Raw genomic sequence first — 11,976 nt, 5'->3', positions numbered from 1 at the left:
ATTTCAGATGGAGATACAGAGGGAAATTTGGTTCAAAAAATGTGGCATTTCTAACCAGCCGGATGTTTGCATCTTCGATGATCCGTGTCTTTCCAAGTTTGGAGCACTCCGCGGGTCATGTCCGCATCCCGGAAGACAATTTGTAGGACTTTTGTGTGTGTCCCTTGCGGCATCAGACAACAGATGGCATAAATGCCATCTTTATGTCGAACAAAACATAACCGCGCGAAGCCGATGTCTGAGTCGGCATCTGCCTTATTTTCAATAGCAGATGCCGGCGAGTTTCGGTTCGCGCGGTTTTATATTGTCTGTGAAAAGGTGCCATTAGGGACACCAGAAAGTCCGCCCATTGTCTCCGGTGTGTCGGACATGCACCCGTCGGATTGTCCAAACGTGGAAGAGACACGGAATCCGATGCAAACATTCGGCCGGAAGAAATGCTCACATTTTTCTCCAACGAATTTTCCTCTGCATTTCCACATGAAATCTGTAGGTGTGTTTCTTATAATATTTAATATTACTTATCATAAAAAGGACACAACACACTTCATGCGCGCCCCTTCCGCTGCATTGCGTCAGCCCTGCTTAGGACAGCCACAGGCACGCAAGCTGCACCGCCACAATGCTCAAAATAACACTGGCACACACATACCCTATCCCCAGTCCATAGCTTCCGTTCTGGAACAGCTGGCTGGTCTCGAGTGCAAATGTGGAAAATGTTGTAAAGCCACCGCAGACGCCGGTCTTTAGCGTCAGTACCAGAAGCGGCGGAAGCGAATGCTTTTCTCCCAGAACCGCCAGCACGCCGATGACAAACGCACCGAGTATATTGATCAGAAGCGTTTTGACCGGGAATCCGTTGGACGCGCCCACCGGCACCAGTCCGATCAGATAGCGCAGCATGGCACCGACGGCTCCTCCAAGTCCCACACACAGACATTTTATCATATGAATCTCCCTCTCCATTCCGCAGACGTTTTTTCGCAGGAGGAATCACCGTTCAAATTTCTCCCGTTCCTTCCAATATTTTTAATCCGAAATACGATTCAAGGTCACATCATCCACCGTTCCCCAGCTTTTCACATTACACTTGAAGCGCACGCCGATTGTGAGTGTACTGTCCGTCACCTTAATTTCTCTGACCGTCGGATTCTGCCAGTCGGCATAGGTTGTCATCATAAACGGATCTGTCCATTCCGTACCGTCTGCCACTGCATACAATTCCATCGAAGCGTCCACTGACATATCTCCGCCCTGTGCGTACGCCGAAAGCTGATAGGTTCCAGGCGCAAGATCCGTAAATTCCTGCTCGATGGAAAAGTCCATATCGGAATCTCCCGACCAGAAATGGAACGCGATATCTCCGGTGTAGGCATCATCCGCCTTGTTCTGGAAATCGGTCGGATTATTCTCTCCCTCGTAGGAAACCTTCCACATCGAAGTGTCCTCATCCTCAAAGCTCGGATTTAAGACGTAATTCACCATCTCCACTTCAACCTGTGCCGTCACTGCCGTACCGTCCGCAAGCGTTCCCGCCACCTCGTAGCTTCCCGCTTTGCCCGTATCGATCGCAGCAAGCTGCTCTGCATCCCAGGTCACGTCCTCCTGTGTGTTCGCCGCGCGGTCATTGTATACCACCTCAACCGTATCCGGCAGCGTCACCTCACCGCCCACATCGCAGGTTACCGCAACCTCCGTAATAAAATCGACGGCAAGCGGCGCCGTCGCACCATATTTCAAATATTTGAATACATTTAATGAGGCAAGCGGGTGCCCCGTAAAATCAAACATCGCCTGATTGTCCCAGGAACAGCCTCCGTAATACAGACCGGCATCCTCCGGATCATAGTCCGCCGAATAGATGCTCGCCCAGCCGCTTCCGTATTTTTCCCAGAGGGCTGTGTTATCCGCATCGGCATCTCCGACCGGAATCCAGGTGCCTTCCCAGTAAAAGACGCCGAGCGCTCCCGCCTCATCCGCCGCTGCACAGATGTCGCGGATCATCGTCGCCTGGCTCTGCACCGTCGCCACATATCCGTCCACCAGATCCTCCGTGCCGGCAAAACTATTTGCAAAGCCGTCGCCGTCCTCTGTCGTATAGCAGTAGGATGTCTCTGCGATATAGACATCTTTTCCGTAGGTGTTCTCAATATTTTCTGCAACTGCCTGCATATTTTCCATCGTTCCATCCCAGTAAGGATAATAGGACAGACCGAACAGATCGTAATCCACGCCGGCATTCTGCAGATTGGCAGCCCTGGTGTCCACTTCCTCGTAATCCTCAATATTGGTATAATGAACGGCAACCTTGATATCTTTTCCGTAATCCTTTGCAATCTCACGCACCGCACGGCTTCCCGATGCAATCAGATCCATGACCGTATCGACATCCTCCTCGCCTGCCATGCCGTTGTTGATCTCGTTGCCGACCTGCACCATTCCGACATCGACACCCGCGTCTAAAAGCTCGGCAAGGCTTTCCTTCGTAAAATCATAGAGTGCCTCGCTCTTTTCCGACGCACTCATACCCTCCCAGGCTTTCGGTGCATGCTGTCTCTTCGGGTCCGCCCAGAAATCCGAGTAATGGAAATCCACGCACACCTTCATGCCGTACGCCGTCGCCCGTTTTCCAAGGGTGACCGCCGTCGCAACGTCATTGTTGCCGCCGCCGTACCCGTTTCCATCCGCGTCATACGGATCATTCCACACGCGGAGGCGGATATAATTTACGCCGGACTGTGCCAGCGTCTCAAAGACATCCTGCTCTTTTCCTTCATAATTGTAATACGTCACGCCGCTGTTCTCCAGTGAAAGTACCGCGGACGCATCCATTCCCAGGATAAAATCATCCGGCAGATCGGCGATCGGCTCCACATAGATCTCCGACTCCTCCGGTCCATCCGGCAGCGCAAACGTCGTCACCTTATTATCTTCTGCCGCCGTCTTAATCCCCTCCGAGACCTCTGTCTGCGCGCTCTGCTCTGTTCCTCCATTGCTCCCGCCGCAGCCTGCAAGCGCCGTTACGGCAAGACCGCCGCTGACCATAAGTGCCAGCCATTTTCTGTAATTCCTGTTCCCACACGTTATCATCACTTCTTCTCCTGCAAAAAATGTAGCTGCGCAACCGGTTACGCAGCTACATTTTATCACATAAAGACGTTTATTTCAACCTCCGTTCTGCCAGAACCACCGTTTGTCCCGACATGCTCTGTGTTTCTCTGATCGGCGCAAACTGATTTTTTCTCCAGAAATGCTCTGCCTGCGGGTTGCCCTTCACCCAGCAGAGCCGCACGGTGCGGATTCCTTCCTCAGCCAGATGACGACACAGATCCTCCACAATTCTGGTGCCGATCCCCGCCTGCTGAACAGAAGCCTCCATCATAAAAAGTCCGATATACGCCATCGCCCGCTCCGGGTAATCGGCAATGAGATCCATCTGTGCAAGCAGTGTCTCTCCCCGGAAAAATCCCACGTAATACTTATCATCGGGGAGTTTTCCGGGCGGAAGCGCCACAAGATCTGACAGGATGCTGTCTCTTGTCACATACGGGGGACAATATTCATAATACAGATTGTTCTTCCGGGAGAGTTCATAAATAGCTCCCACATCCTGCTCTGTCAGTGCGCGCACCTGATATTTTTCCGACCAGCGGCTGATGTCCATTCTCTTACAGCGTCCCCGGATCTGTCCGTCTTTTCCGACCCAGACAAGCATTCCCTCATCCAGTCCCATGTTCCACACCTGCTGCTCCTCCATGCGCACCAGGCAGGTTTCTCCTTGTTCGTTTACCAGCGTGATCTCATCATACGCCGCTTCCCCGTCATCACGTCCTTCACAGCCAAAATCCGGCTCGTCAATCCTAAGAATCCGATATTGCTTCTGTCCGTCCTTCATTGTCGTATCTCTTTCTCTTTGTTTTCATTCTCCCGGCATCCGGTCAGCCTTTATAATCGATGTGTCCGCCGACCAAGCGTTCCTCTTTCGTCTGCACCGTATTCATCCGCTCATTCTGCTGGTAATCGCTGATCTTTTTTAACAGCTCCCCGATACTTGACGCCGTGATCGTCACCGTATTTTCCCAGTCTGCCTCAGACGCCTCATCTGTCTTATTCACACGCTCTGTTGCATGTTCATCTCTTTGATTTTTTCCGTCCCTGATCCGCTTCTCCTGCGCTTCTTTCTGCGCCCGTCTCGCCTCCGCCTTCTTTTCTTCCGCCGCCTTCTCGCGCTTTTTCTCAATCCGCTCCTTCTGCGCGTCGGAAGACTTCTGCAGCACGGCAAAATAGGTGGCGGTGCCGCCATCATTCACCTGCATGCCGTAGCCTTTTACTTTTGTACCGGAAGCCTCCAGCGAACTTTTCATCTGTGCAATGCCGCTTCCCGCATTCGCAATGATCGCCTCGTACTGTCTGCGGTAATTTTCATCCTCCGCCATGCGCTCAATCTTGTCCTCGTCGATGAGAACTACCATCTTCGATGCATTGGCATAGCTTCCCGCCTGCGCCCTTGCCTTCTCCTTCTGATCCTCGCTGACCAGAATAAAGTCCATATTGGAATATTTTCTTTTCAGTTCTTCATAATACTTTGCCGCTTTTTCGCTGAGTTTCGGATTGCCGATCGTTCTTCCAGTCACCGTTCCGGTTTTTCCTGTCCTGTCTGTCTTGTCCGCCTTATTGGCTTTCCCGGTCTTCTCTGACGATGCGTTTCCATCCGTCTTTTCTTTTCCTTTTGTGTCTGCCGCCTTACGGTTATAGGACATGGCACTTCCCACTGCATTTGCATAATCCGGTATCAAACTCATACAAATCTCCCCTTTCGCCATTTCCACCTGCCGAAATCCGTTTCGGCAGGTCTGCTCTCTTTACTTTATATATCGGTCAGATATGTCCATCTTGCCATTGCAAATTTAAAAAATCAAAGGTAAGATAAAAGGAGTATCTTTTCGGGAGGTCTCTTTTCATGAACCCTACAGTAAGCATTATCGTACCTGTCTACAATGCAAAAAATTATCTGCAGCGCTGCATTGACAGCATTCTGCATCAGGAATATACCGACTACGAACTGTTCTTAGTCGACGACGGAAGTACAGACGGCTCCGGTGACATCTGCGATGCTTACGCCGCCGCAGATGCCCGCATTACAGTCATCCACAAAGAAAATACCGGCGTATCGGACAGCCGTAATCTCGCCATCAGCCAGGCTCGCGGCACTTACCTGCAGTTTCTCGACAGTGATGACTGGATCACACCGGATGCGACAAAGCTGTTCGTGCGCGCCGCCACAGAGCATGACTGCGATCTGGTGATCGCCGATTTCTACCGCGTCGTCGGAGAGCGCGTCTCGCACAAGGGCGATATTGAGGATAACGGTGTCCTCACACGCGAAGAGTTTGCTGCGCATATGATGGAGAATCCCGCTGATTTTTATTATGGCGTTCTCTGGAACAAGCTGTACCGGCGTGATCTTGTGGAAAAATATCATCTGCGCATGGATGTCTCGGTGAACTGGTGTGAGGACTTTTTGTTTAATCTGGAATATATTTTACATGCCAACGTCTTCTACGCCCTGCAGGCGCCGGTCTACTATTATGTCAAGACAAAAGGTTCCCTTGCAAGTCAGGGATTAAGCATCACAAAGACCGTCAAGATGAAATTCATGGTCTTTGAATATTACAATGAATTTTATAAGAATGTCTACGACGAAAAAGTATACGAAAAAAAGCGGCTGTCCGTCTACCGCTTTTTTCTGGATGCCGCCAGTGACGGCACTGTGCCGCCGACGCTTCTGCCGGGTGCAAAAAAGCTTGGCACAGAGCGCATCCCGGTCTGTCCTTCCGCGATCTCCGGAGAGGGTATCCTATCGGAGTTCTACCGGAGCCGCAAGCTTTTGGACCGCTGTCTGGAGGCGATCGCCCTGCGCAATGATCTGACGCTTGGCGAGCTGTCCCTCCTGCTGTCCTTAAGCCAGATGCATACATTTTGCAGCCGCACGGAACTTGCCGATTTTGCCGGATTATCCAAAAGCTCGCTCGCGCGCACCCTGCAAAAGCTTTCCGCCAAAGATTATATCCGCGTCAACAGCACCAGAAAATACCTGCACGTGGATCTGCTTCCGGCAGCGACTGCGCTCCTCCCGGAGCTCGCCACCGCACAAAACGATTTTGATATGGCGCGCTTTGCCGGATTGAGCGAGGAAGAGCTCATCTGCTATGCGAAAGTGACGGAAAAGATCAAGGAAAATACCATGCGGGTGCTAGGCGTCTAGCGCCCGGCCGTGTTTTTTAGATACCGTAACAAAAAAGACAAGTACAAACTGCTTTTTTGTACCTGCCTTCTTCGATTAGAATGAAATTTTCCCGTTCCCTTACGCTCCGAGAATCTCCTTTAAGTCTGCCTCTGGTGTCGTGATCGGTGCAATATGGTAATGCTCCACCAGATATGCTAACACATTCGGGGAGATAAACGCCGGAAGTGTCGGTCCCAGCTTGATGTTCTGGATGCCCAGATGCAGCAGCGTCAAAAGGATACAGACCGCCTTCTGCTCATACCAGGACAATACCATGGATAACGGCAGTTCATTGACCGAGCAGCCAAACGCCTCGGCAAGCGCCACCGCAACCTTGATCGCGCTGTACGCATCATTGCACTGTCCCATATCCATCAGGCGCGGCAGACCACTGATCTCCCCGAGATCCAGATCGTTAAAGCGGTATTTTCCGCATGCAAGCGTTAAGATCACACTGTCCTTCGGGGTCTGTTTTACAAATTCGGTATAGTAATTGCGTCCCGGTCTGGCACCGTCACAGCCGCCCACCAGGAAGAAATGACGGATTGCGCCGCTCTTTACCGCATCCACCACCTGATCCGCAACGGAGAGCACCGTGCCGTGTGCAAATCCGGTCATCACCTCTTTACCGCCGTTGATGCCGGTGAACTCCGTATCTTCCTTGTAACCGCCGAGCTCTAACGCTTTCTCGATCACCGGCGTAAAGTCCTTGTCCGCACCGATATGCACCATCTGCGGATAAGAAACCACCTCTGTTGTGAATACACGGTCACGGTAGCTCTCCTTCACCGGCATCAAACAGTTCGTTGTATACAGAATCGGCGCCGGAACCCCGTCGAACTCCTTCTGCTGATTCTGCCATGCCGTTCCAAAGTTTCCCTTTAAATGCGGATACTGCTTTAACAGCGGATACGCATGTGCCGGAAGCATCTCACCGTGCGTATAGACATTGATTCCCTTATCCTTCGTCTGCTCCAAAAGCAGTTTTAAATCGTAGAGATCGTGACCGGTGATGATGATAAACGGTCCCTTCTCCACGGTAAGCGGCACCTTTGTCGGCTTCGGATTGCCGAATGTCTCTGTGTTGGCGCGGTCTAAAAGCTCCATACACTTTAAATTCACCTCGCCGACTTCCAGAACCACCGGAAGCAGGTCTCCCATCTCCAGATCAAAGCCCAGGAACGAAAGCGCCTTATAGAAAAATGCATTGACCGTCTCATCCTCATAGCCGAGCACCGCCGCATGATAAGCGTAGGCAGCCATGCCCCGGATGCCAAATAAAATCAAAGACTTCAGGGAACGGATATCCTCATCCGCCTCCCAGATCTCCTTCATGTCGTAATCCGAGGTATTGCCGCACGGCGATGCGCAGGTGGCACAGTTCGGAACCACGCGTTCCTTCTCCGCATGAACCTTTGCGATCATCTCACGCAGTGTCTCATCATTAAAGTTGACATTCGTGATCGTTGTGAATAATCCTTCTATTAAAATATGTGTGGTGTCCTCGGTGCGTGGATTGTTGCCGCACGCCTTTGCAAGCCCGATCAACGCGCCGGTCAGTTCATCCTGCAGCGCTGCCGTCGCACTGCTTTTTCCACAGACGCCTGCATTCCCGGTGCAGCCGCTGCATCCCGCTGTCTGCTCACACTGAAAACAAAACATTTTATGTTCCATATTGATCTCTCCTTTGATTTCCTGATTGATTACCTACGCATTGTATGAAATCTCCGGAGATTTTTCTGTTGTTTTTCCAACAAAACAATTCTTTTCGCTTTTATTTTTCGCAAAGCTCCGACAGGGGATGAAACGTGTATCCCATTTCCTCCCATTTGGTCAGCAGTTCATCCAGAATCTCCCCGTTCGTCTTCGAGGTGCTGTGCAGCAGCACAATCGCCCCCGGATGAATTCTTCCCAGCAGCTTTTCAAACGCCTCCTCCTTCGTCGGCTGTGCATCGACATTCCAGTCCACATAGGCAAGACTCCAGAAAAAAGTGTGATAGCCGAGCTGTTTTGCCATCTCGAGATTCTTCGTGCTGTATTTTCCCTGCGGCGGTCTGTAATAGTTCGCCATCTTCTGCCCGGTCACCTCGGAAAAAAGCGCGGCGTTGTCGTCCATCTCTTTCTGGAACGCGGTAAGATCCGCGATCGACGACATATCGGGATGATGATAGGTATGGTTCCCCACCGTATGTCCCTCCGCCACCATCCGCTTGGCAATCTCCGGCGCGCTCTCCAGAAAATGTCCCACCACAAAGAAAGTGGCAGGCGCCTGGTGCTTTTTTAATGCATCGAGAATCGGCTCTGTATTCCCGTTCTCGTATCCGCAGTCGAAGGTCAGATAGAGCACCTTCCCGGACGGATCCCCGACATAGTGTGCATCGTACTGCGCCAACTCCGCAGAGGTTGCATTGCCGGTGGGCTGGGTTCCCTCCGCGCCAAAGCCGAGCCCCCAGTTGCCCGCCTCGTACGCGACCGCCGCCGTCTCTTTTGTCTGTCTGCTCCGCATCCCGGCGATCTCCCACCCGGTTAAAAACATCGCGGAAAATAAAAACGCAAGGCACAGGCCCTTTTTACAATTCTGCTGCATAACAAGATCCTGTCTGTTCTCTTGTTATCTATGTATATCGGAAACCGCCCTGTCCCATGACAGAATCAGCCGTTATTCTGATAGCCGCACTTCGGGCAGACGCCGCCGCCCTTATACTGGTAGCCGCAGCGGAAGCAGCAGATTGTATCGTGCTTCTCGCTCGCCAGATAGGTAAGCTTTCTGGACTCCGGCTTCTCCTGCAGATAATGAATAAAATCATCGAGTTCCCCGGCATAGTCCGGCAGCTCCTTCGTGCCAACCGCATAAGGGATCTTTAATTTGGTTCCGTTCTTCTGGTGCACGTAAAGTCCCTTATTGAGCAGTCCCGTAGACGCCGTGACAGACGCAATCGAGGCGACCGGGATTCCGTAGGAGGTAAATGCCGTGCTGTAGTAAAGATGCTCCGGCGTTAAAATCATCCCCTCTTTTCCAGACGCATCGCGCGCCACATCCACCACCAGAATCGGGTACTCAAACAGACCTCTGCCGGCCGCATAGGACGCCATGGCATATTCGATCACATCCGTCTCCTCCGGCGTCGCCTGCCCAAGCAGCACTTTCCTCGCCGGATAAAAATGATGTCTCGGATTCTCCCCGACACCGTTCTCCTCCAGTTCTTTTTTCAGCTTTCCCACCAGAAGCTCACACTCGTCCGCCTTGATTTTGGAGAGCCGCTTTTCGAGCGTCTTAAGCGCATCCGTCTTAAGCTCCGGGAGAAAATCTCCCTCCTTGATCTTCTGGTATGCCTCTATGCCCTCCTCAAAATTCATCTGCATCGGTGCCGGACAGATTGCTGCGATGGCATCCGCATCCAGCTCCCTGATCCGGTCGTTGACCTTCTCCAGATAGGGTGCCACAAGCCCCGGAAGAAAATCTCCCTCCCTAAGCCGCTCTGCAAGATCCACGTAGTCCTCCCTGCTCACTTTTCTCGCGCGCCGGATCATGTTGGAAAGTTCCTGCTTCTCCGCTGCCTCTCTCCCCGCCACAATCTTCTGTTCGTATGGTGTCAGATCCACTCCGTCGTAATCGTGCAGCCGGTCGACATAGAGCCGGTACTGCTTCCGGTCGAGATTCGCCGGCATCTTTGCCACCATCGCCGCCACTTCGCGCTCCGCCTGGCTCTGTTTGAGCTGCTGCAGCTTCTCCCGCAGCGGATGCTTCTGTTCTTCCGGAAGATCCGCAGCTTCCACTTCCTCCAATACCCGTTTGGTCAGCGTGTAGTTCTTCCCCTCACAGGCATCCGCTTTTTCCTGAAGTTCCCGGACACGCCCCTCATAAATCCGGTCCTGTATCTTCTTTATATATGGCTTCTTCTCGTCCTCCGTCAGCTTGCGCTCTCCTTCCAGCTGCCGCTTTAACTCCTGCAGCTGCCGGTCGGAATAGCGGTCCATGACCGCCAGACGCGCCTCATAGTGCTCCTGCACGCTTTTCCGTTCTTCCGGTGTGACAATGACGCCGTCCACGGTCATTCCTCCCTCCGGCGTCTGCGTTGCCGCATGGATGTCTTTTCCGCCTGTCCGCTCCTTAGCGGCGGGTCTGCCCGCTCCATCCGCGTCCGGACGCAGGCTGCTTCCTGCCTCCGCCGCTCTGCGATCTGCTCCATGCATTTCTGCCTCCGCCGCTCTGTGGTCTGCTCTGCGCGTTTCCGTCTCTGCAGCCATACCGCGTCCGCGGTCTGCCGGTCGTCCACTCCCTACGCTGTCTGTCTCCTTCCGCCCCGCTGACTGCTTCGCCGTCTCTTTCGGTGTCCGCGTTCCAGACTGCTTATCCGGTTCTTCCGCTGCCTGTTCCCGCTGCGGCAAAGAGCGTCCCTCGTCGTGCCGCTCTCTCTCCCGGCTGTGCACTTTTGCCTCGTATTTTTCCACGGATTCTTCCGGATAAAAGCCCTCCTCCATCCGCGCGGACAGCTTTTTCACCTCAAGATCCGACAATTCCGGCAGTGCGTTGCAGAGATCCTCCAGGGATTCCTCCCCGTCCTCCTCCGTATCCGGCCGTCTTCCGTCGGCATAGACATTCGTGTGATAGTTGGACACCCGGTCGGCATTTCTCCCCAAAAGCTCCAGATAATCGTCATACGCCGCGTCGTCCGTCGCAAAATCCAGCGTGTAAATATCGCCCTCCGAGAACAATCTGCCGGGACGCGGCGTGTAAAACCGCCTGCAGGCATTGCAGGTCGCGGCTCTCGCCAGCAGCACGCCGCCCTCCTCCGTCTCGATCTTAAATTCCTTTCCAGCCGGATAGACCGCCATATGCAGCTTGCCGCAGCATGCCGGGCAGAGATACCCCACGAGGTAAAAATTATTCCCGATCCGGCTCTTTCTCCGCTCGCTCACCGTGATGTCCGCCCGGGCGAACTCCGCCTGAGCGCGTTTCCAGACGACCTTGTGCCAGAGTCCGCCCTCGTTCGTTTCCTCATCCTCCGGCTGTGCCTGCTCCTCTTCCTGCGCCGTCTGGATAACATCCTCATAGGTGATCCGCATTCCGCTCCGGTAGAAACGCAGATAGGACGGCGTGTACTCCGGTTCGACCTGCATCTCCTTCATAATGTCCGTAAACAGCGTATTTAACTGTTCAAAACTTTTGTCTACGCGGACGCCCTTGATCGTCCCCCATTTTCCGAATGCATATAAAATCAGGTTGATGGCATTCTGCACCCGCATGTTCGTGCCGACCTCACCGATCTCGTCCTCTTTTACCGGTATGTCGATGATGTTCGTCGCCACATTGCGCGTGTCAAAATGGAAAAACAGGGAACGCACCTCCCCCTGTAAAATCATGTAATTGTCAATCACTACAAATATGCCGTTCCATTTGACCGGAACTTTCATCGCCTCAATCAGGCGTTCAAATGTCTGGTGCAATTCCGTATTTGCTCTCAACAGTATCATAGACGCAACCTCACTTCTCATCCATCGCTTTCTACCAACAGTATACTCATATATGAGGCGTTTTTCAAATCTCGCATGCAAAAAATATTTTTTTTCAAGAAACCATCCCCTCACTTTATAAACTTTTAATAATTCCGCTGTTTCCCTGTTTTTCAGCCTTCCGGGAATGTTGTTAGCACTCATGTGAAAAGAGTGCTGATTTTGTATTGACTTTT

8 protein-coding genes are annotated in these 11,976 nt (G+C 52.5%); 1 reads left to right on the top strand and 7 read right to left on the bottom strand.

Translation table 11 applies throughout. The features are described 5' to 3' along the window. Window positions 1-585: 585 nt before the first annotated feature. From crcB to RHOM_RS06035, 4 genes are all read right to left on the bottom strand, one after another. Window positions 586-948, bottom strand: a complete 363-nt coding sequence (gene crcB, locus RHOM_RS06050) for a fluoride efflux transporter CrcB (RefSeq protein WP_014079399.1) — start codon at window positions 946-948, stop codon at window positions 586-588. 81 nt (window positions 949-1,029) lie between these two features. Next, window positions 1,030-3,090, bottom strand: coding sequence for a glycosyl hydrolase 53 family protein (locus RHOM_RS06045; protein ID WP_014079398.1), 2,061 nt, complete (start codon window positions 3,088-3,090; stop codon window positions 1,030-1,032). A 70-nt stretch (window positions 3,091-3,160) separates the two neighbouring features. Further along, the gene (locus tag RHOM_RS06040; RefSeq protein WP_014079397.1) at window positions 3,161-3,895 is read right to left on the bottom strand and encodes a GNAT family N-acetyltransferase; all 735 of its coding nucleotides are present in this window, start codon (window positions 3,893-3,895) and stop codon (window positions 3,161-3,163) included. Between the two features lie 43 nt (window positions 3,896-3,938). Next, entirely contained in the window at window positions 3,939-4,802 is an 864-nt protein-coding gene (locus RHOM_RS06035) for a DUF6033 family protein (RefSeq protein WP_014079396.1), read from the bottom strand. A gap of 158 nt (window positions 4,803-4,960) precedes the next feature. Between RHOM_RS06035 and RHOM_RS06030 the strand changes: the two genes are divergently transcribed. Further along, complete coding sequence (locus tag RHOM_RS06030) at window positions 4,961-6,265, top strand: glycosyltransferase (RefSeq protein WP_014079395.1); 1,305 nt, start codon at window positions 4,961-4,963, stop codon at window positions 6,263-6,265. A gap of 99 nt (window positions 6,266-6,364) precedes the next feature. Here RHOM_RS06030 and hcp read toward each other — a convergent pair whose 3' ends face one another. The 3 genes from hcp to RHOM_RS06015 form a co-directional block, all read right to left on the bottom strand. Beyond that, window positions 6,365-7,960, bottom strand: coding sequence for a hydroxylamine reductase (gene hcp, locus RHOM_RS06025; RefSeq protein WP_014079394.1), 1,596 nt, complete (start codon window positions 7,958-7,960; stop codon window positions 6,365-6,367). Between the two features lie 100 nt (window positions 7,961-8,060). Beyond that, window positions 8,061-8,873, bottom strand: coding sequence for a polysaccharide deacetylase family protein (locus tag RHOM_RS06020; protein WP_014079393.1), 813 nt, complete (start codon window positions 8,871-8,873; stop codon window positions 8,061-8,063). A 65-nt stretch (window positions 8,874-8,938) separates the two neighbouring features. After that, complete coding sequence (locus tag RHOM_RS06015) at window positions 8,939-11,761, bottom strand: hypothetical protein (protein ID WP_014079392.1); 2,823 nt, start codon at window positions 11,759-11,761, stop codon at window positions 8,939-8,941. Window positions 11,762-11,976: the final 215 nt, after the last annotated feature.

Source organism: Roseburia hominis A2-183, assembly GCF_000225345.1.
Lineage (GTDB): Bacteria > Bacillota > Clostridia > Lachnospirales > Lachnospiraceae > Roseburia > Roseburia hominis.
This window is presented reverse-complemented; position numbering and strand designations above follow the sequence as displayed.

Bases quoted from the DNA above. Each gene is read 5' to 3' on its own strand.
- crcB (WP_014079399.1), bottom strand. From the start codon at position 948: ATGATAAAATGTCTGTGTGTGGGACTTGGAGGAGCCGTCGGTGCCATG.
- RHOM_RS06045 (WP_014079398.1), bottom strand. From the start codon at position 3,090: ATGATAACGTGTGGGAACAGGAATTACAGAAAATGGCTGGCACTTATG.
- RHOM_RS06040 (WP_014079397.1), bottom strand. From the start codon at position 3,895: ATGAAGGACGGACAGAAGCAATATCGGATTCTTAGGATTGACGAGCCG.
- RHOM_RS06035 (WP_014079396.1), bottom strand. From the start codon at position 4,802: ATGAGTTTGATACCGGATTATGCAAATGCAGTGGGAAGTGCCATGTCC.
- RHOM_RS06030 (WP_014079395.1), top strand. From the start codon at position 4,961: ATGAACCCTACAGTAAGCATTATCGTACCTGTCTACAATGCAAAAAAT.
- hcp (WP_014079394.1), bottom strand. From the start codon at position 7,960: ATGGAACATAAAATGTTTTGTTTTCAGTGTGAGCAGACAGCGGGATGC.
- RHOM_RS06020 (WP_014079393.1), bottom strand. From the start codon at position 8,873: ATGCAGCAGAATTGTAAAAAGGGCCTGTGCCTTGCGTTTTTATTTTCC.
- RHOM_RS06015 (WP_014079392.1), bottom strand. From the start codon at position 11,761: ATGATACTGTTGAGAGCAAATACGGAATTGCACCAGACATTTGAACGC.